Source organism: Streptomyces sp. NPDC059371 (assembly GCF_042751995.1).
GTDB lineage: Bacteria > Actinomycetota > Actinomycetes > Streptomycetales > Streptomycetaceae > Streptomyces.
Window position 1 is genome coordinate 26,830 of sequence record NZ_JBHYXD010000025.1, and the last position, 20,533, is coordinate 47,362.

12 protein-coding genes are annotated in these 20,533 nt (G+C 69.2%); 1 reads left to right on the forward strand and 11 read right to left on the reverse strand.

Features of this window, described 5'->3' with window-relative positions:
* Positions 1 to 143: 143 nt before the first annotated feature.
* The 6 genes from ACFXGX_RS16935 to ACFXGX_RS16960 form a co-directional block, all read right to left on the reverse strand.
* Positions 144 to 1,532 carry a hypothetical protein gene (locus ACFXGX_RS16935; RefSeq protein ID WP_384791040.1) on the reverse strand — a complete coding sequence of 463 codons (1,389 nt, stop codon included), beginning with the start codon at positions 1,530 to 1,532 and terminating at the stop codon, positions 144 to 146.
* Positions 1,533 to 1,581: 49 nt separating this feature from the next.
* Complete coding sequence (locus ACFXGX_RS16940) at positions 1,582 to 3,591, reverse strand: PIG-L family deacetylase (RefSeq protein ID WP_384791043.1); 2,010 nt, start codon at positions 3,589 to 3,591, stop codon at positions 1,582 to 1,584.
* Between the two features lie 483 nt (positions 3,592 to 4,074).
* Positions 4,075 to 6,042: a PIG-L family deacetylase gene (locus tag ACFXGX_RS16945; RefSeq protein WP_384791046.1), complete on the reverse strand. Its 1,968-nt coding sequence runs from the start codon at positions 6,040 to 6,042 to the stop codon at positions 4,075 to 4,077.
* 38 nt (positions 6,043 to 6,080) lie between these two features.
* Positions 6,081 to 8,951 (reverse strand): stealth conserved region 3 domain-containing protein, encoded by a 2,871-nt coding sequence (locus tag ACFXGX_RS16950; protein WP_384791049.1) that lies wholly within the window; start codon positions 8,949 to 8,951, stop codon positions 6,081 to 6,083.
* A gap of 9 nt (positions 8,952 to 8,960) precedes the next feature.
* Entirely contained in the window at positions 8,961 to 9,905 is a 945-nt protein-coding gene (locus ACFXGX_RS16955; RefSeq protein ID WP_384791052.1) for a hypothetical protein, read from the reverse strand.
* Positions 9,902 to 11,578, reverse strand: a complete 1,677-nt coding sequence (locus ACFXGX_RS16960) for a stealth family protein (RefSeq protein ID WP_384791165.1) — start codon at positions 11,576 to 11,578, stop codon at positions 9,902 to 9,904. Before ACFXGX_RS16960 ends, ACFXGX_RS16955 begins: the two co-directional genes overlap by 4 nt.
* A gap of 575 nt (positions 11,579 to 12,153) precedes the next feature.
* Between ACFXGX_RS16960 and ACFXGX_RS16965 the strand changes: the two genes are divergently transcribed.
* The gene (locus tag ACFXGX_RS16965) at positions 12,154 to 13,260 is read left to right on the forward strand and encodes an LCP family protein (protein ID WP_384791055.1); all 1,107 of its coding nucleotides are present in this window, start codon (positions 12,154 to 12,156) and stop codon (positions 13,258 to 13,260) included.
* Positions 13,261 to 13,359: 99 nt separating this feature from the next.
* On the opposite strand, the gene ACFXGX_RS16970 is transcribed toward ACFXGX_RS16965, so the two are convergent.
* The 5 genes from ACFXGX_RS16970 to ACFXGX_RS16990 form a co-directional block, all read right to left on the reverse strand.
* A complete protein-coding gene (locus ACFXGX_RS16970; protein ID WP_384791058.1) occupies positions 13,360 to 14,376 on the reverse strand; it encodes a hypothetical protein in 1,017 nt (338 codons plus the stop codon).
* A gap of 78 nt (positions 14,377 to 14,454) precedes the next feature.
* Positions 14,455 to 15,513 carry an NlpC/P60 family protein gene (locus ACFXGX_RS16975; RefSeq protein ID WP_384791061.1) on the reverse strand — a complete coding sequence of 353 codons (1,059 nt, stop codon included), beginning with the start codon at positions 15,511 to 15,513 and terminating at the stop codon, positions 14,455 to 14,457.
* Positions 15,514 to 15,550: 37 nt separating this feature from the next.
* Positions 15,551 to 16,033, reverse strand: a complete 483-nt coding sequence (locus ACFXGX_RS16980) for a poly-gamma-glutamate biosynthesis protein PgsC/CapC (protein WP_384791064.1) — start codon at positions 16,031 to 16,033, stop codon at positions 15,551 to 15,553.
* Positions 16,030 to 17,898 carry a poly-gamma-glutamate synthase PgsB gene (pgsB, locus tag ACFXGX_RS16985; RefSeq protein ID WP_384791066.1) on the reverse strand — a complete coding sequence of 623 codons (1,869 nt, stop codon included), beginning with the start codon at positions 17,896 to 17,898 and terminating at the stop codon, positions 16,030 to 16,032. Before pgsB ends, ACFXGX_RS16980 begins: the two co-directional genes overlap by 4 nt.
* A gap of 6 nt (positions 17,899 to 17,904) precedes the next feature.
* The gene (locus ACFXGX_RS16990; protein ID WP_384791069.1) at positions 17,905 to 20,166 is read right to left on the reverse strand and encodes a HAMP domain-containing protein; all 2,262 of its coding nucleotides are present in this window, start codon (positions 20,164 to 20,166) and stop codon (positions 17,905 to 17,907) included.
* Positions 20,167 to 20,533 lie beyond the last annotated feature (367 nt).

The following is a 20,533-nucleotide window of genomic DNA, read 5'->3' on the forward strand; positions in this document are numbered from 1 at the left end:
GGCGTGGGCGCTTCGCGTTGTTCGGGGGGTGGGGTGTCGGGCGGGCCTGCGCCTAGCGGCACCCCCCCCGCCCCCCCCCGGCCCCCCCCCCCCCCCCCCCCCCCCCCTCTCTCGTTCTCAACAACCCTGAACCGGGGGCGGGTTCACCAGACCGGCATGGCCGGGTAGTGCTCGCAGGCGCCGGAGCAGGTTTCGCGGGACTCCAGCGAGGTGTGCAGCCAGCTGTCCTCGGGTATGCCGTGCACGCGCAGCGTCACCGACGCGGGCTCGGAGTGGATGGCGCTGAAGATCCCGACGAACTCGACGGTGTACGTACCCGGGCGCCAGTCGTGTGCGTGGGTGACCTGCCAGGTTCCGTCCGTCTTGACGGGTGCAGCGGCGATGAGCCGGCCCTTTTCGAGAACCATGACCTTGGTCGTGCCTCGAGGTGCCTTGCCGGAGAAGACCGGGCGCGGACCGCTCCAGACGTCCGGCTTCGGGCTCTCGATCCGAGGGGGCTCCAGGTGGTCGAGAACCTCGAACTCGAGCACGGACGTCCAGGAGACGGCGTCGCCCTTGACCGCGAGCGCCTCCACGCTGTGCCGGCCAGCGCTCCAGTTGACAGTCCGGCGCCACTGCCACGTCCCCGCAGCGGAGACGGCGGTGCCACCGAGGTATCGACCCTGCTCGTAGAACAGCACATAGTCGCTTCCGGCAGGCGCCTTGCCCGTGAGCTTGCGCATGGCACCGACGAGCTGCCGTGGCGTCGGCGACGTGAACTCCGGCATGCCCAGCACGCTCGGCGTCATGGTGAGGGCCAGTTCGGGATTGCTCACCATGAACTCGGTGAGCACGGGGGGAATCTCACCGGGCGTCAGCAGGTCCGGGTCGACCATGTCGGGCGGCAGGCCCGGAGTTTCGAGGAAGCGGGCGGCCGTGAGGCGTGCCACCTCGCAGGCTCCCAACTCGTTCAAGTGGCTTGCGTCGATGACGCCTTCGGGGTGATTCGAGTGCTCGCCCGGATCCAGCCACCGGAAGAACCGACGCGCTCGTGTGGACCCGAGTTCCTCGAGCATCCCCGTCATGTACTCGGTCATGTCGACCAGCGGGGCGCCGGTCTCGGCCGCGGCCTCGCGGGTGAGTTCGGGGTATTCGTCGAGGGTGTTCACGACGTTCCCGGCCTCGTCGAAGGCGCAGCGGACCTCCGGAGTGAGCAGCACCGGGATGCCCCCCTCGGCCCGGATCGCCTCGACGCACAGGCGCAGGTACTCCTTGTACTCGCGCGGTCCGTGGTATCGGCGGGGCTCATCGATGCGCTGCTCGACGCGGCCGAAGGCGAGAAGCACCAGATCGCCGGGGTTGAGAAGGGTGAGAAGCTCGGCGAGGCGCTTGGAGAAATAGCCCCGCAACGTCATCGCGTCACGAGCGTAGTTGTGCACCTCGTAGCCCTCGGTCAGGAAGTCGCCGAGGTACTGGCCCCAACCGGCCAGCGGTGCCTCCCTCTCCACCCGTGGAGCGGCCACCGAGTTGCCCACGATGCGGATCTTCCTCATGTTCTCCTCATGCCTTCGTCACTTTCTCTGAACTTCGGTCGGGAACTGGTCACACGACCGTCAGCGGCCCGAAACCGTCGGCGACATCCCGCGTCGCCTGCCGCATCACTCTCACCCGCGCGTCCGTGCCCATCACCGCGGCAACAACCCGTCCCGCGCCGTCAAGGGCGAGAGCGGGCGGACGGGCGATCAGTACGTCATGGTCGGTCCACTCCGGCACCTGCCCCCGGCCCTCGGTGGCGACGATCGCGGTGCTCAGCCGGTTCCGGGCGTTGCGGCGCGCGAGGACGATGGAGTCCTGGCGGCCGCTCTGTTGCCGAAGCGCCGCAATCCTGCCGGTTCCGCCGTGGCCACCAAGCCGTTCCACGCGTCCGTTCCACTGGCCGTCGGGTCGCTGCCGTACGCACAGCACCTCGCCGGAGTCCTCCTCGCGGTAGAAGAGAGCCATGCGCGAACGTCCGATCTGTACCGGCGTGATCCCGCCGACGGGCCGCCAGGCGTCCGGGTCGGCCGAGGTCACGCCGTCCTGCACCTTGTACGGTCCGTACACGGCCTCCTGGTACCAGTGCACACCGCCGGCGCGGTTCGCGGCGAACAGCTCGATCCGGCCGGTTGACTTCAGCACCGCGGTCAGACAGTCCTGCACATTGCGGCCGCCCAGGTCCTCCCAGCCGCCCCAGCCTTCGTCGGTCTCGCGACGGGCGCTGATGCCGGACCCGAAGTTGCGCATGAACACATGCAGTCTCCCCGTGGGTTCGGCGACGGCCTCGGGGACACCGACCTCCCGGCAGCGCCGCCAGTCCCCCGACCGCTCGTTGGGGTTGCCGACGCTCTGCCAGGGCAGCACCGTCTCGGTGTGGGCCTGCCGCCACATGCGGACGACCTCCACGTCGACCTGGCCTCCCGGCCCCGGGGTGCGGCGCAGAGCGACGAGATGCACGCCGCCCTCATGATCCGGAGCCACGGACAGTGCGGACGTCAGGCCGGGGACGCCCGGCAGAAGGTCCGGCCCGTCCCAACTGCCGCTTCCCGGCTTGCTCTCCGTCCAGACGGCCACCTGGCCACCGAGCACGGCGTACGCGGCGAGCCTGCCGTCGGCCTGGAGGTGGAGCCAGTCGGTCCCGCCCTCGTACCGGGCCCGGGTGCTCCATCCGTAGCGGCGGATGTCGGCGCCGTCGGACAGTTGCCGGTCACCGCAGTAGCGGCGGCGGCAGTCGTGTCCGTCGGCAGAGGTGTACACGTTGAGCACGCGCTGCTTCTCGGCCCAGGCGGCCTCGGTCAGGTTGCTGGGCCAGTGCTTGTTGCCGTAGCCGACGCAGTTGTCGACGAGGGGCGGGGTGCCGCCCTCCCCGATGTAGCGCTCCAGCGCCGCCAGCGCGAACTGCGCCGTCGCGGTGTGGTCGTGGTGGTCGCTGGACTTCGGCCCCGTTTCCTCGTTCCAGTCCGTGTGCCAGGGGTCGGGGTCCATCGTCCAGAACTGGTCGGGCCGGGCGCGATGGAGCAGCTCGACAAGGGAGCGCAGCAGCGCGTCCTTCTTGATCTCCTGCGTCCGGCGCAGCGGTGACTCCGCGGCGATCAGGGTGGGCTGAGCGGCGACCTCCCCATTCCACAGCTCGGGCAGCTGGACGGGAACCAGGTCCTCGTCCTCGAATTCGGTCTCGGGGTCGATCATCCGCAGCCCGAAGAAGACCAGTTGGACCTGCGGCGCGGCCACCAGGGTGGAACGGTCAACCGTCACACCGGTGGAGAACATGAAGACGTCGCGCGCCCACTCGCTCTCGCGGTCGCCCGTGAGCATGTTCGCGTACGCCGCGCGCAGTCCCTGCTGGCGCGCCTCGGCGTAGCCCTCGAAGTCAGGCTCGCCGTCCATCCGGTTGAGATCGCGGGTGTCGACGTTACGCCCGTCGGCCTCTCCTGCCGTCAGATACACGCTGGTGACCCGGTGCCCCGTCTCCAGCGCCCGTTGCAGGTCGGGGTTGATGAAGTACAGGTCGTCGTCCGGGTGCGCCAGCACCTGGACCAGCGAGGGCCGCGCGGAGGGTTCCCGGTCGGGCTCCACGTGGGCTTCCGCTCGCTCCGGGACGGGAGAGGAACGATTGAGGTCAGGGAGACTAAAACTCATAGCAACCATCCAGGAAGACGTCCCCTCGTGGAACGTCTGATTGCGCGGTGGACCCGCCTCGAACTGACTGGGCATCGGGAAGATACGGGCGGTACGGCCACCGGTCCGGCGGTCGTCTCGCCCTTCCCGGCCTCCCCCTCGTGGAAGTCGTCCGGGAGCGCGCCGAGGAACCGGGCCCGGCGGGCGAACGGTGCTTCCGTCTCCGCCGTCCGGGCGGCGGCGGAGTCGCCCGGGACGCAGATCCTCCTCACGTTTCCCTCCTCCTTTTCTGCACATCGGTCCAGCCGGTCACATTCCGGCCTCGTCCCGGAACCGTCAGCGGCACGCCTCGGCGGCCTGCCGCGTCACGCTCGCCCGCGCCCCCGCGTTTTCCGCGGCGTCTGTTCGAGGCGCCGCGGAGGGGTCGCTCGGTGTCGCGTCTCAGCCCAGAACCTGCCAGGCGTCGAACCCGACCGATCCCCGGCCGGCCTGCCGGGCCACGGCCAGACGCCCGTCCACACCCAGCACGGCGATCCACGCGCGGCCGACCGAGTCGAACGCCGCGGCCGGAGCGTAGGCCGGCGGACCGCCGAGGACATCGGTGGAGAGTTCCTGCCAAGGGTGGTTACCGGGAACGAACCGATAGGCGACGCCGCCCAGATCGCTGAGGGTGACCACCAGTGTCCCGAGCTCCATGTCCGGACTCGGGGCACAGGCGACCGCGCCGAAGCCGCCTCGCCCGCCGATCGACACAGCCGGCTTGCTCCAGCGGCCGCCCGGCGTGTCCTCTTCGGCCATGAGCAGCCGCCCCGTGTCGGGCTGGCGGAACACGGTCATGATTCGGTTGTTCGGCTGCACCACGGCCGTGGCGGGCGAGGCCGGAACCTTGAGGCGGAAACGCGGAGCGCGCAGCAAGTCCTCGTGATGATTGCTCTGGGCCCAGTGGAAGACCCCTTCCCTGCTGGCGGCGAAGACCTCGACCCGGCCGTTCGGCGCTGTCAGGGCGGAGATGCCCTCCAGCAGCTCGTGGCCACGCAGATCCGTCCACTTGCCCCAGGTCCCGTCCGTCTCCTGGATACGGGTGTGGAGTCCCTGGCCCGCGTTGCGGACGAAGAGATGCACGCGTCCCAGAGCGTCACGGGTGACGGCCGGAACGCCGAGGTGGCGATCGCGGCCGGGTTGTCCCGCGCTGGGATTGCCGAGAATGGCCCAGTCGGTGAACACACCGTCCCGCTCGGCTTGTTCGAGTACGACGATCTCGCGCCGGTGGGCATGGTCCGGTCCGATGTGGGACATGCGCCGGGCGAAGACCTGCCAGCGCCCGTCCGGGGTGAGGCTCACCGTCAGCCCCGGCGACAGCGGCCCTCCGCCCAGGAGGAACGGTCCGCGGAACTCGCCACTGCCGGGCTGCGACTCCAGCCAGAGCGCTGCCTGCTGGTTGACCACGGCGAACGCCGTCAGCCGACCGCGTGCGTCCCGCCCGAGCCAGGGCCCGTTCGGATGGCGCGGCGTCGTGCTCTGCACCCAGCCGGTGGAACGTGCGCTGAGCCCGACGGAGTAATCGCCGCTGCCCGCGGGATCACCGCAGTCGTACCCGTCGGCGGCACCGTAGACGTTGAGGAAGTACTCCTTGAGGGACACCGCCGCCGTCCCGAGGCCGTGGGGCCAGCGTTCGTTGTAGTAGCCCCGGAAGGCTTCGACGACGAATGTGTGGTCCTGATCAGGCCCTTCGTACTGCTCGAGCGCGAGGGACGCGAAGAGCGCGGCCGCGGTGTGGTCGCAGTGGTCCGCGAGATCGCCGAAGTCGTAGCGCTGGGGGAATCGTTCGTCGTGGACGAGCCGGTCAGGGTCCGGGTCCATGGTCCTGACCAGCGTCGGCCGGGTGAGGTCGAGAATCTGGACCAGGGTGTCGACCAGCCCGGAACGCGTGTACCAGTGCTGTTCCTTCACGACTCCGCCGCTCACCACCAGCGTACGGACGCGCTCTTCCTGCCCCTGCCACAGCACGTGCAGGCTTCGCGGCAGTCCGCCCTGGATTCCGTGCTGGCGGATGTTGAGGAAGATCAGCTTGATCCATGGCGCGTCCGTGAGGGAATAGACCTCGGCGACGGCACCGTCCGCGGTGGCCAGGGTGGACGACGTCCAAGGTGCCGTGCGGTCGCCGAGCACCATGGCGCCGTAAGCCGCTCGAATGCCGTTCTGCCGCGCCTTCCCGTAAGCCTCCTGGTCCACGACGGGCGCGGTCAGCTGCCAGGGGTGGCGGTTTCGGCCGTCCGAGTCCCCGTTGGTCAGATACACGGTCGTGGTGGGCGTGCCCGCCTTGGCCGTGTGAAACGTGGCGGGGTTCATGAAGAACAGGTCGTCGTCCGGGTGCGCAACGATCTGCAGGACGGAGGCGGTGCTGGGCACTCTGAGATCTCTTTCTTCTACTGCCTGGTCGAAACTTGTCACAGCGGCCATTCCGGAAGGTATCCGGCGTGGGCGCGACGGTTCCGAATGGACCCAGTCTCGAACTGACTGGCCACTGGAAAATAACTCGGGAGAAAAGCGGTCAGGATCGCGTCCTGCTCCTCTTCCGGCACATCTCCGTCGTGAAAATCGTTCAGGCAGAATACATCATGGGGACGCGCTGCCAGAATTCGCTGCAATCGCGACCCGTGCTCGGAGAGTCCGACATTGACGAATCCACAGGAGATGCTGCCAGGCACACTGCGCAAGGTGTGGAATCCATAGTAATGATGTAGAGAAGACGCCACCGACACATCGGTGCGATCACGCAGCTGATTACCCGCGGCGACCTTGATCTCCTGCTCGAATTCCCGCTCGATGTCCGCGAGAACGCTACGCCGCAGAGGATGGGGGGCATGCAGGAAGGAGTGCACCAACGCCTGCCCGAAAGTGCTCTCGATCAGGGACCGGTTGTTCTTGGCGGCACTGATGTTGAACTCGTCCTCGTCCGACGACGGGGACATCGGCACGGCCGTGGGTGACATGAAGTGCCGGGCCTGACCGTTGCCGAGGAAGAACATTCCGGGCTGCACGGTCCGCCCGAGGAATACGTCGTCGTTAAAGTAGAGGAAGTGTTCGGCCAGGTCCTCGATGTGATGCAACTGACTTTCGATGGCGTGAGAGTTGTACGTGGGCAGCGCTCCCCTGTCGCCGAAGATCTCCGTGTGGTCGACGACGCGGACACGGGGATGCGACAGGTCCAGCCACTTCGGGTCCTGTTTGTCTGTGACGATGTAGATGTTACGAATCCACGGTGCGTACATGTCGATCGACCGCAGGGAATACCGCAGTTCGTCACGGTCACGGAAACGAGCCGCACTCGTGGCCGCGTCCTGGGTGTCCATTCCCATCCCAGCGAGAACAGTGTTCTTCCGTTCCAGCCAGGCGACGTCGGCACCGTTCACCCACGTGTAGACGGCATCCACAGGAAAGTCGATGTCTCCGTGGAGCGTCTGTCCGAACGGCACGATCGTCGGGTACTCACGGCCACCCAGAAGGGTGGGGGTGCGGCGCATGGCGCTGACGGGCACCCGATCGCCGATGAGAGTCCGGGCCGGTCCCTTGAGGTAACCGGTGTCGTCGGGTTCGTCGTCCCAGAAGGTGATCAGGCAACCGTAGACCGCGCCGAGCCGCAGAGTGCGTGACGGCGACACAACACTCTGGTAGACGCTGATGCCCGAGCACCCGTCCTCGAAGTACTGACCGATCAAAGCGGCCAGGACCGTGGCCACCGGCTTCTGCGCCTCGTTGAGCACGGACGCGTAGACGGCCTCGTCCTGATACCGCTCGGCCAGCGCCTTGAAGACAGCCTCCTGGTGGGAGCGGTGCACCGCCACAGAGTGCCGCACCATGCTGTCGCGCACGACCATGTACGGAATGTCCGCGCCCTCCAAGACGTTGGCCGCGAGCGCGAGGTTCGCCTGGACCACGTCCCAGGGCGACTGCCACTCGAGCAGCGCGCACACCTGCCCGCCGTCCTGGACCAGGCCCCGCCTTTTGAGCAGTCGCTGCTCCAAGACCCGCTGATCGTTCGAGCGGACCGACCCCGGAGGCGGAGGAGGTGCCGCCGGCATGCCTCCTTCGGGGCCGCTCATGTAGGCGTGCACCGCTTGGCGCTCGGCCTTCATCAGTTCCCTGCGCCCGCGTTCGCGGTCCGCCAGGAGCTCGTGGAACATCTCTTCCCAGCGCGCGGTGACCACCGTGGGCGAGAACCGGCTGACGGCGGCCAGCGCTGCGCCGCCCATCCGGTGCCGCAGCTCCGAGTCCTCGATCAGCCGCAGCAGGGCGGAGGTCAGCGAGTCGATGTCACCGGGAGGCACCAGGATGCCGGTCTCCCCGTCGATCACCACCTCCCGCGGGCCGTTGGGCGCGTCGTAGGAGACGACGGGAACACCCGCCGCCTGCGCCTCCGCGAGAACCAGTCCGAACGCCTCGTTCCGCGACGTGAGAAGGGAAATACTGGCCTTGGCCCACTCCTCCGCGAGCTTCGGCGAATTACCGTTGAGCTGCACACAGTCGTGCAGCCCGAGCATGTCCATCTGCCGACGCAGGGCACCACTGAGCGGCCCGTCCCCGAAGACGCGCAGCTGCCAGTCGGGGTGCCGCTGCGTCACCGTCGCCCAAGCGGTGAGCGCGTGGTCGATCTGCTTCTCCGCGACGAGCCGGCCGGCGATGACGACGGTCCGGGTCTCAAGGGTCGACCGGGGACGGAAACCGCTGGGCAGTGCGTTCGGCACGACCGCCAGACGAGGAGCGGCCGCGCCCAGGGTCTCGGCGAACCATTCCCGGGTCCGCTCGCTCAGGACCACCAGCGCGTCGAGGCGTGCGGCGTACCGCAGCAGGGGTTCACCGCTGGTGCCCCGCAGCTCGGAGACCCGGTGCTCCTGGTGGACGGTGATCACCTGGGCCGGTGCCAGTCGGACCGCCAGTGCCATCAGCGCGGGAGTCGTGGTGATCAGAATGTCGGTGTCGGTCCGCTGAAGGGCCAGTTCGAGTTCGAGGTCGGTGAGACGGTTGAACGCCGGCTCCCAGGACCGGTCGATGATGTCACTCGGCCGGGCGGCCAGCCCCGCCCACACCTCGTCCTCCATGGTGCTGGAACGTAGCGGTCGCGGAGTCTCTCCCGTGATGTCGACCAGATAGTCGAGGCGCACCCGCTCTCCGGGTGCGAAGAACTGCGTGGTTTTGGTCTTGAAGACGCTGAGGACGCGGACGTCGTGCCGGGTTGCGAGTTCGGTCGCCTGGTTGAAGACAGCGCGTTCAGTGCCACCGACGGCATCCGCGGTGGTGAGCAGGAATGTGATCTTCACTTCTGGGATTCAGTCTGCCTCGGGCATGCGCGTGCAGGTGACTCGGAGATTCCCTGCCGGGGTATAGCGCGGTTGGACAATCATGGGGGTGCGGCCGACGGGAGTCATGGCCATGCTGCGCATCGCGAAGACGCGCCGCGGATTGCGGACATCGTGAAGCCGTCGGCCCAGCCTCATCGAGGGCCCGGTCTCCTGACACAGCACGACGTCCCAGTGCTCCGGCCTCGTGGAGCGTGGTTCCATTCGGTCCAGTGGAACCTCGGTCCGGAAGAGACCTGTCTCCAGCAGTCGGGCGGGCTCGCGGATCCGGCGTCCAGCCGCGACGAACTCCGTCCAGGGGGAGTCGACCGCGGTACCCAGCACCCGGAAGTCCACCGTGATGCCGGCGTGCGACATGTGCACCTTGGACACCTCGACGGCCGGAACCGGATCCGAGCTGACGATCCGTGCGGCACCGGTGATGGTGCGCCCGACTCGATAGCGCGCGCCCGTGATGCGCGATGCCGTCATCGGCTTGGTCGGGCCCTCATAGGGAACCGGGGGCTCCACCAGCAGGAGGGCCATGGACCGCGACCGGCGCCCCGCGTGCATGCGAAGCCGGAGTTTCCACATTCCGGCGTCGACGGGTACGCCGCCGACCTCAGCGCCCATCAGTACGGCCGCGTCCACCAGGACGTCGCCGGCCGGACCTTCATAGGCGTTCGCCTCCGTGTGGTGCCGCTTGCGGCCCCGCTGGAGTACCACGGTCACGCGATCCGGCCGGGGGGTACGAGAGGGCAGGACCGCGTGCAGGTTCACCGTCTGCCCGTCCAGCACGGCCGCGTAGCGCAGCAGGGCCGTGTTCTTCGAACGCCGGGGAAGGAAAAACCTGTTCATCAGCCATGCCCGGGGCACGACGAAGCCACGCACGACGCGTCGGCGCATGGCCTGCACGAGCCCGTCCTCCTGCTTCATCCGACACCCCTGCCGAGCTGCGACAGGCGTCGCGTCGGAGCCAGTTCCCGCTGCTCCAGTTCGTACGGGCTGGGGACGGGGAAGTACGAATCGAGGAAGTGGGTCACCATTCGTGCCTGTGTCTCTCTGTCTTCCGGCACCACGGTGTCGTTGATGCAGAACGTGTCGAAGTCTCGTCTGGCGAGCAGCCCGTTCATCCGCTGCTCGGCCTTGCTGTCGCCGATGTCGATGTAGACGTAACGCAGGTCGCCCACCGTGGCGCGGGCGGAGTTGTACGCGTAGTAGTGGTGCAGCGACGAGGCGACCGGGATGTCGTTCGGGGAGCGGAACCGCGAGTGCTGGGTCACCCAGTGCGCCCGCGCGTAGACCTCCTCGATCTCGGCGAGGACGCTGCGCCTGAGGGCGTGCGGGGTGTGCTTCATCTTCTGGGAGATCACCGTGCCGAACTGCTGGGCGATGAGGCCGCGGCTGTTCTTTCCCGCGGCGTCCACGGGCAGGTCCTGCGGCTTGAGCTGGCCGGGTGGGATCAGCGCCTTGGACATGAAGAACTTGGTCAGCCCGTTCGGGTGGAAGAACCGGTCCGGACGCACCGGCCGTCCGAAGAAGACGTCGTCGTTCAGGTACAGGAAGTGCTCCGCGAGCCCTGGAACGCGGTGCAACTGGCTCTCGATCGCATGCGAGTTGAAGGTCGGCAGGGCCGTCGGATCGCTGAAGATCTCCCGGTGGTCGATCACCTTCAGACCCGGATACTCGGTGTCGAGCCAGCCGGGCACCTGTCCTGCGGTCACCAGGAAGATGTTCCGCACCCAGGGCGCGTACTGGTGGATCGACCGCAGTGAGTAGCGGAGTTCGTCCCGGCTCGTGTAGCGCGCGGAGTTCGTCGCCTGCTCGTGCAGCGGCGCATGGCCGATCGCCTGCACTCGCTCGGCGGCGTTCTTGCTCGCCCGCCACACCGGGTCCGCGTCGTCGACCCAGGTGTAGACCACGTCGATCGGGTAGAGGTGGTCGCCGATCAGCGAAGCGGTGAATTCGGGCAGGGTGCAGATCTGACCCGTTCGGTACAGGGACGGGACAGGGCTGAAGAGGCTCTGTTCGGCCTGACGGCGTTCGGCGCGCAGAGGCGTACTCACGACCACCGGGTTGGGGCGCGGCGCGACCAGTTCGCCGCCGGCCTCCTCCCAGAACTCCAGGTCGCATCCCGACTCGTCGGCGAAGACGAGGTTCTCCGTCGGATCGCAGACGTTCCAGGACAGCCGGAGCACCTGCTGCGAACGGAGCCTGCGCCAGCTCTTCGCCGACGCTCCGGTCAGCGGCGTTCCCTCCGGCACCGCGCAGACATAGCCGGGGTTGCGGCCGAAGACGAGCTGGAGGACTTCCTCCACGTCGCCGCGGAGCGCCGCGGGAACAGCCACACAGGGCACGGCCCTGGTACCGCGGACGGCGAAGTAGTCGATCTCGGCGTCTTCGAGAACCGTCACGAGCAGGTGGAGATTCCTGGCCCGCGCGGCCCACTCGGTGGCTCCGGGGACGACCGCGGCCAGGAGGTGCCGGCCTTTGATCTCCACGACGCGCATCAGGTGACGGCTGCCGCGCAGGGCCGGACCGCTTCGTCCGGTCAGCACGGCCTTCACCAGGGCCGAACGGAACGAGTCGAATGCCGCGAGAGAACGGATGACCGCGGTCCGCAGCGGGCGCGGAACCCGGCGTACGATACGGCGGCGCGCCCCCACAGGCACCAAGGATCGATATGTCGATACCAGGGCACTGCTTTCGGGGTTACCCGGGCTCACCGCGACTCCTCAGCATCCTTCAGGGAAGGGCTGAGGCCCCCCTCACACCCAAATTGATCACACAGGCGCGAGCACCCGACCCCGAATCGAGGAGATCACGTCACGGAATATTCACATCTCAGCCATTCGATGTCCACTTTCCATCCTCGCTAGAGACAAACTTGAGACATGCTTCACTTGACTTCCACCCAAGTCGGGTACTAGGTCCGGTTTGCGCCCCACTCGGGGCCGTCACCGACACCTGGCCGGGATCCGCCGCCGAAAGCGTCGCAGCCTCTCGGCAGTTCGGCTCCGAAGCGGACGGACACCTCCGGCACCCTCGCCCGGCACACGCCCGAACACGTGTCTATAGTGCAGGTCAGCCCGGCAATGCACGGACCGGCTCCTCCCCCCACCCGAGTCCTCAAGCCATCGACATCGCCCGCACCAGGGCACGAGCAGCTAGGACCCGGACCAGGATGAGTCACGCCCCGACGCCCCAGCCCACCACGACCGACGCTCCGTCAAAGGGCGGCGGAGGGCGGGGAGGCAAGCGCGAGCGCACCGGCGGCCGCCGGATCGGCAGGAAGATCCTGCTGGGCGTGGCCGTCCTCGCCATCGCCGCCGGCGGCACCGGTTACTGGCTCTACAGCGACCTCGACGGCAACATCAAGGCCGTCGACCTCGACAAGGCCATCGGGGACGACCGGCCCGCGAAGCTGCCCACCTCCGGGCAGAACATCCTCGTCCTCGGATCGGACTCGCGCGCCGGAGCCAACGCCGCCCTCAAGACGGGCCATGTCTCCGGGGCGCGCTCCGACACCGCGCTGGTGATGCACATACCCGAGGGCCGCCAGAAGGCCGTCGCGATCAGCATCCCGCGCGACACCCTGGTGACCCGCCCCGAGTGCACCGGGGCCGACGGTTCGAAGGTCCCCTCCGCCCAGCGCGTCATGTTCAACTCCATCTACTCGCAGGTCGGTTCGGCCTGCGTGGTGAAGACCGTCGAGCAGATCTCCGGGATCCGCATGGACCACTACATGGAGATCGACTTCGCCGGCTTCAAGGACCTGGTGGACGCCGTGGGCGGCGTGACCGTCACCGTCGGCAAGGACATCCACGACACCTCCAGCGGCCTCGACCTCACCGCGGGCACGCACCGGCTGAACGGCACGCAGTCCCTGGAGTTCGTACGGACCCGGCACGGTATCGGCGACGGCAGCGACCTCGGACGCATCGGTCTGCAGCAGCAGTTCATGACCGCGCTGCTCTCCGAGATCAAGAAGCAGGACGTGCTGGGCAGCCCCGCGAAGACGTACAAGATCGCCGACAGTCTGACCCAGGCGCTCACCACCGACTCCGACCTCGCCTCGCTCACGGCGCTCGCCGACTTCGGCCGGAGCATGAACGGCGTCGACCCGTCCACCATGGAGACGATCATGCTCCCGGTGGCGTACGACAAGGTCGACCCGAACCGCGTGGTGGCGGCCGAGCCGCAGGCGTCGACCCTCTGGAAGGCGCTGCGCACCGACTCCGTCATCCCCGAGTCGGCGAAGAAGTCGCCCGCCACCGGCGGGAGTTCCTGACCCGCTCCCACGGGTGACGATCCGCGACATGGGCGAGGGCCCGGCCGGTACCTGAACAGGTGGTGGCCGGGCCCTTCTTCGTGTGAGCGGTGAACGGTGTCAGACCGTGCGCCAGGCCTCCAGGGCTATGCCCGGCTCGTCCTTGCGGCGGGTGACGCGGAGTTCTCCGGCCCCCGGGGAGAGCGTCGCGGCGACCACCCGGCCCTCCTCGTCCTCGGCCAGCGCCAGCAGTGCGTCGGTGGGGAGTTCGGGACCCGACTCCGTCCACCACGCGCCCGCCGACTCGTCCTCGGTCGGGTAGGCGGCGAAGGCCACCCGGCCGCTCGCCGCGCGTTGGGCGAGCAACGTGCAGTCGTGGCCGTCGAGTCGGCAGCGGATGACCCGGACGGGACCCGGGCCGGCCGAAGTCAGCAGGGTCACGGGCCTGGTGCCGGGACGCCAGGCGCACACATCGCCCGAGGTGTCGGTGAAGAAGAGCGTGGTCGAGTCGGCGGAGGTGGCGAGCGCCTGCAGCGTGTCCGGGCGGACCGGTGCCTCCAGCGCCTCGTCCAGGGCGGGTTCCGCGCCCGCCTCCTCCTGGCTCCAGTGCAGCACGCCGCCCGCGACGGCCGCGTACAGCTCGACGCGGCCGGACAGCCCGGTCACGGCCGCCAGGTCGCCCCGGACGTCATGCCCCTTGAGGTCGCGCCAGGGCCCCCAGCCGCCCTTCTCCTTCTGGGCGATCATGCTGACCCCGCCGCCCTTGTTGCGCACGAAGACATGGGCGCGCCCCTGCGCGTCGACCGCGACGGCGGGGTCGCCCGTCCGGTCCCCGGTGCGGTCGGGGTGCCCGATCGGGCTCCAGTCGAGGGCGGCGAGATCCGGCCGGAAGTGGGTCGAGTGGACGAGACCCGACTGGTCCTTGACCGTCGGACGCCAGGAGACCAGATGGGTGTAGCGGTCGGGACCCTGGCCGAGGGCCAGTACGGAGTGCAGGCGCTGTTCGCCCCCCACGGTGCGGGGCGGGTCCCAGGGGCCACCGGGTCCGTGCTCCGCCCGGCAGCGGACGGTGGCCTCCGACAGCAGGTACGCACTGAGCCTGCCGTCGCGACCGCGTATGAGCCAGTCGACGTTCACCGCTTCACCTTAATCGGGGGCGGACCGCCCGGTGATCCGGGGCATGCCCGCCGGGCCGGCCCCTTCCCCGTCAGCGGTTCACAGGCGCTTGGCGCTGCGCAGCAGTCCGGCGTAGAAGCCGTTGCCGTCGATGCGCGAGGCGCCGCCCTTGTCGCCCATGGTCGGCCCGTTGACCTCCTTGCGGCTGGAGATGAAGACGCGGTGACCGTCGGTGTCGACGCCCAGGTACAGGGCGACGTGGTCCAGGTGGTTGCCGGTGCGGTGGTCCATCTTGAAGAAGAGGAGGTCACCGGGCTGGACGACGTCGATGTTCTTGGGGCGCGTGTACCAGGGGGACGGTCCGGAGAGCTTCAGGATGTCGACGCCGATGTCCGAGCGGGCCATGCCGTCGGCGCTGCGCGGCAGTCCGTCACCGGAGGAGTTCGTCGCCATCAGCGGATAGCGGGTCCGGTAGCCCCAGACCATGCGCATGAACCCGGAGCAGTCGAGGGCCCGGTAGCGCTCCTTGCGGGCCACCATCGAGGTGCCGTCACGGAAGGTGTAGTTGATGCCCAGGTAGTCGTAGAAGTCGTTCTGTTCGAGGCGGTCGACGCCGTCCTCCTTGAAGGGGCCGAAGACCGCGTCGCCCGCGTACGGGACACCCTCGTCGTCCTTCTTCACCGGTGCGCCATCGACGTACTGGAAGGCGATCGCGAAGACGTCGTCGGCCTCGCTGCCGTAGTACTCCTTGAACCAGTCCTTGAACCACTTCTCCTTCTCGGCGCCCTTGCGCCAGGCCTCGGGCATGAGGCGTACCCAGTCCTGGGTGACCACGCGGGACTGGGTGTTGGCCGGTTCGGTGAAGGTACGGGACGGGCCCCGGAGGGTCGCGGTGCGGGCGCCGTCGGTGAAGGTGGCGAGGATGTCGCCGTTCTCGCCGCGCAGCACGGACCGCGTCGGGTTGTTCAGGCGCTCCCAGGTCTGCTTCCCGGTGGCCTTGCCCGAGTTCTCGAGGTCGGGCTTGTCGGTGACGGCCTGCACGGCCGGGACCTTCGCCTCCTCGTCCTTGCGGAGTTCGAAGGTGAAGTACGCGCTGCCCGCGAGCAGCGCGATGACCGTGACAGCGTGGAGGACGGGACGGCCTTTGCGCTTCGGCATGGTGACGGCTCCAGGGATTGCGGATAGGGCGGGCGGCTCAGGCGGAGGGCATGGCGCCGAGAAGGATTCCGGCGGTCAGCACGACGTACGTGGCGAGGGTGACCGTGCCGGTCGACAGCAGCGTGGCCCCCTTGGGCTGACGCACGAGCTGGTAGCCGACGAGACCCGGGACGATGAAGCCGAGGGTCTGGTTGGCGTAGAGCAGCGGGAACTCCATCTGGAGCACGATGATCACGCTTGCCTGGATCAGGACGCCGCTCAGCACGACGGCCGCGAACAGCCGCTTGCCGTAGAGGATCACGAAACGCTGGAGCAGCAGGGTGGTGACGTACGTCAGAACGGTGACGCCGACGACCAGCGCGGCGCGCTGAAGGTCCTCGATGAGGGTGAGCGCCAGCCAGCCCGGGGTGATCATGCCGCCGGGCGAGAGGTTGGTCGTGAGGTAGCAGATCAGCGAGAACATCAGGCCCAGGCCGATGCCGATCGCGGCGATCTCGGGGGTGAGGACGGAGGGGATCAACGGGGCTCTCCTGGGCTGTGCCACTGCTCGGGGTCGTCGGTGGGCTGTGCGAGAGGGACGCGGGGTTCGAAAAGACCCCGGGGCTGGGACTGTTCACCCGGGCCGGGCGGTGCCGGTCGCGTGGCGGCGGCTTCCTGCGACAGGTCCGGCCACGGCTCACGGGCCTGCTCGGGCCGGTACGCCGGATCGGACCGGTACGCCTGGTCCGGCTGGTGCGGCTGGTGCGGCCGTTCGGCCCGGCCGCTCGGACGCGGCTGCTCCGGCCGGCCGCCCGGATGCGCCTGCTCCGGCTGGTGCGGCTGCTGCTGCTGCGGCGGCCAGCCGGCCTGCGGAACGGTCGGCCTGCCTGCCTGCTGACCTGGCTGCTGACCTGGCTGCTGGGAATGCTCGAGACGCGCCCGCCGCCGGCCCTGCTGCGGGTACGGGTCGTCCGCGCCGCGCTGTACGGGGACCTCGGGCCGGGGCGCGTACCGGGTCTCGTACGCCTCCGAGTACCGCTGGTACGGGTCGATCCGCGGGGCGTAGAGCTGAACGGTCTCGACGTGCTCGCGCACGGCCGGCGCCGGCCGCGGCACGTCGGCCGCCGTGCCGGCGGCGCCGCGCGTTCCGTCGCCGGGCACGTGCGCGTCCCGGCTCCCGGCCGCGCTGTCGTCGGCGCCGATGCCGGCACCGTCGTCCGGGCTCTCGTCCGCGGGAAGTTCGGCGAGGTGCTCCAGCAGGTGCTCGCCCTGGCCGTGGATGTTGCCGATGGCCACGAGCGAGGTGTCCGCGCCGAGCTCTCCGAGCAGCAGCCCCATGAACTCCGCGGCCTCGCGGCGGTCGCCGCCGAGGTCGACCGCGCGGGAGCGGTACTCCGCGGGGATCGCGTCGATGGCGCTCTTGGCCGGGTGGCCGATCACGAAGACCTTGTCGGGGTCCAGCTCGGGGATGATCTCGCCCATCTGGCCGTTGCGCTCGACCCGGTCGGGACGGCAGTTGATGACCACGTTGAGCGGGCGGTGGATCGCGCCGAGGTCGAGGAGCTGGTTGATGTTCATCAGCGTCGACTCGGGGTCGTTGGCCGCGAAGACGTTGGCGAAGCGGAGCTTCTTGCCGTCCTCGGTGACATAGCGCTCGACGGAGAGGACACCGGGGTCCGGCGGCGCGTCGTACATGCCCTGGAGGGCCGTCTGCCGCTCCACGCCGAGGAGTTCGGCGACCTTGAGCGCGATCGCCACGTTCTCCTTGAAGGTGAACCAGCTGAAGCCGCGCAGCTCCTCGTCCGTGACGGTCTCGGGATCGGCGTAGATCAGCTCGCAGTCACGCGAGTCGGCCTCCTCCTGGAGGATCGCGAAGCGCTCCTGCTCGGCGGTGACACAGATACCGCCCTCCGGCATGGAGCGGGAGAGCGAGCGGGCCACGTCGTCGAGGGTGGGTCCCATCTCGGCGAGGTGGTCCTCACGGACGTTGCACAGGACGCCGATCGTGGACCGGATCAGCTTGGACTGGTTGATCTCCTGGAGGGCCGGCATAACGGCCATGCATTCGATGACCAGGGCGTGCGGGTTGTACGCGGCCGCGCGCCGGACGATTCCGATCTGCTCGACGACGTTGGCGATGCCGAACTTGCGGTAGACCGGCTCCTCGGTCGCGTCGGGGTGGATGAACCGGGCCGCCGTACCGGTGGTCTTGGCCACCGTGGTCAGCCCGCCGCCGCGCAGCGCGCCCGCGCAGAGCCGGGTGATGGACGACTTGCCGCGGATGCCGTTGACCAGCACCCGGGTCGGGATGTTGTCCAGGTTGGTGAAGTGCCGCCGCTGTTCGACGATGCCCGCCGCCAACAGGATCGCGCAGCACACCATCAGGACGGTGTAGAGGAAGAGCACGGCCGATCAGTTCCTTACGTGCTGCTGGTGAGCGGTGTCCGGTGCGTTCCGGCGCGCGGACGGCTGCTGTTTGCGCTGTTCCTGGAGCTGCTGGCGGACGAGCTCCAGGGAGCGGGTGACCGCGCCGACCTCGTCGTGGTTGCGCGGGAACAGGACGGTCTTGCGGTCCCCGTCGGCCAGTGCCTCGGCCTGGCCGGCCAGGGCGCGCAGCGGCCGGGCCACGACGATGTGCATCCAGCCGAGGCAGGCGGCCGCCGCCGCGGCGCCCAGCAGTCCGGCGAGCACGGTGCGGTGCTGTACGTCGTACTCGGGGATGGCGAGCCGGTCCGCGGGCTGCCAGCTCACGACGGTCCAGCCGAGCTGCTTGGCCGCGCCGCCTCCCACGAAGGGAGCCGCGGCGGCGATCTGCACGCCGTCCTCGCGGTAGAGGACGCCGGCGGCGTGGGCGGACTTGCCGACCCTCTGGCCGGAAGCGGAGACCAGGTCCTTCAGGCGATCGCTGGGCAGCGACTGGAAGGCGAGGTAGCCGGTGTTGCCCGCGATGATCTTGCCGTGGTCGTCGACGAGGCGTACGACGCCCAGGCCGGGCCTCTTGAGCACCGAGTTGAGGAAGTCGAGCCGGAACTCGCCCACCAGCGCCGCTCCGTCTCGGCCGGGGATCTCGGCGGTGCCGACGACCAGCGGCTTCTTTCCGCCCTGGCCGAGGAGCTGGATGGGGTCGGCGGTGGCCGGCTTGGGCCGGGCCACGCGGGGCTTGTCGCCGACCTGGGCGACCACGTCACCGGAGGCGTCGACGACGTAGAGCGCCTGGTAGCGCAGGTGCTGGTTGAGCGTGCGGTCCAGCACCTGCGTCATGTCGTCGGGGCTGGTGCGGTCGCCGATCAGCGTGGCCACGGACTGGAGGTCGGCCTCGCCCTCGTTGAGCGCCCGGCGTACCCGGTCGGTGAGCGTGTCGGTGCGTTCGCGCTGGTCGTTCACGAGCTGCTGCGGTACGACGACGGTGCCGTCGGCCCGGTTGAGGAGGAGCAGCAGCGGGGCCGACCAGGCGAGCAGCAGGACGGCGCAGAGGGCGAGGAGTCCGCGGGTGCCGATGCGGCGCAGGCCGCGCGGTTCCGCGGGGGAATCGCTCCCCTCGGCGGGTTCGCCGAGGAGCTGGCCGCGCAGTCGTTCCAGGGCCGTGCCGATCCTGCGTGCCTCGCCGTAGCCGGGGACGCCGACCGGGCGGGTCAGGTCGCCGCGGGTGAGGCGGCGCGACTCCAGGAAGAGCCGGATGAGGGGCCGCTGCACGGTGCCGAGCAGGACGGCGACGGCGAGACCGCCGATGGCCAGGAGGGCGCCGGCCGCGATGAGTCCGAAGGCGGGCGAGGTGGAACGGGTGGGGTCCTCGGCGACCTTCACCACGGCGACCACGGTGAGGCCGAGGGCGGTCGCGGTGGTGGTCTCGCCGGGCTCCGTCGAGGCGAGGGTGGCGTATCCGCCGACGGACCGGTCACTGAGGAAGGTGCCGCCGAGCAGGCTGCCGCTCACGCCCAGGTAGCCGCCGGAGCCGGGCTCCTTGGTGCTGAGCGGGTGTTTCGCGGCCCTGTCCGCCGCCGTCTTCGCGAACGACTTGAGCTGCTTGGTGGAGGCGGCCACCTCCTCGCGCTGGAGGTCGGTGAGGACCTGCTCGGGCTCGGGGATGCCGTCGCTGCTGAGGATCGCTCCGGAGCGGTCCACGACCGCGATGGAGCGGAACTGGCCGAGGCTGATGCCGGGGAACTTGAGGCTGTTGGAGGCCACGAGGAGGAGCTGGGGCTTGCCCGGCCAGGACAGCAGCGCGAAGGACAGCAGCCGGACCTCGCCGTTCTCCAGACGCACCATGCGGGGCGCGAGACCGCCCTCGTCGCTGAGCGTGGACCGGTCGAGGGAGGTCAGCGGGACGGTCTCGCCGCGGGTCGCGACGAGCTTGCCCGACTTGATCTCGATGATGGCCGTACCCATCCACTTCTGGTACGTGTTGCCCAGTTTGTCGAGAACGGTGTCGCCGGACACGGGGGCACCCGCACTGAACAGGGCGGCCGAGCGGTCGAGGTCGGTCACCGACTCGTCGATGGAGGCCCGCAGGGCGATCGCGCCGTCCTCCGCGAAGTGCTGCTGCGAGGTCTGGACGGCCTTGGGAACCCCGTTGCCGCCGGCCGGGCCGAGCACGAGCGCCGTGACGGCCGCCAGCGAGAGGAGCAGCGCCGACAGGACCGCTATCGGCGGTCGTATGCCGCCAAGCAGCGACATGTCAGCTCTGCGGCGAGCACGGTGCTGCCGCGCCGGGGGCGATGACGCCAACGGACTGGTCCTCTCAAGCGGTTGTACGGGCGAAGCGAGCGAGGTCGGTCGCTCGCGGGCGGTGCGCAGGTTGCGGGTGCGACACAGACACACGGACGGGAAACCTGTGTCTCTGCGGCGTGTCAGACAAGCGGGACTGTCAAGAAGTTGTGCGGGTTCAAAGTGATCTGAGCAACAGCCGAATCCACATGGACACTTTCGTTCGCTTTCAACGGGTTTCGGATCCAGGCGGACGCTTCATCCCTCCGGCGGCAGCACCCTCCGGCGGCGGCAGCTCGCCCCTGCGGCAGCGGCGGCCGGGACGCCGTCCGGCGCC

Bases quoted from the DNA above. Each gene is read 5' to 3' on its own strand.
- ACFXGX_RS16965 (WP_384791055.1), top strand. From the start codon at position 12,154: ATGAGTCACGCCCCGACGCCCCAGCCCACCACGACCGACGCTCCGTCA.
- ACFXGX_RS16935 (WP_384791040.1), bottom strand. From the start codon at position 1,532: ATGAGGAAGATCCGCATCGTGGGCAACTCGGTGGCCGCTCCACGGGTG.
- ACFXGX_RS16955 (WP_384791052.1), bottom strand. From the start codon at position 9,905: ATGAAGCAGGAGGACGGGCTCGTGCAGGCCATGCGCCGACGCGTCGTG.
- ACFXGX_RS16975 (WP_384791061.1), bottom strand. From the start codon at position 15,513: ATGCCGAAGCGCAAAGGCCGTCCCGTCCTCCACGCTGTCACGGTCATC.
- ACFXGX_RS16990 (WP_384791069.1), bottom strand. From the start codon at position 20,166: ATGTCGCTGCTTGGCGGCATACGACCGCCGATAGCGGTCCTGTCGGCG.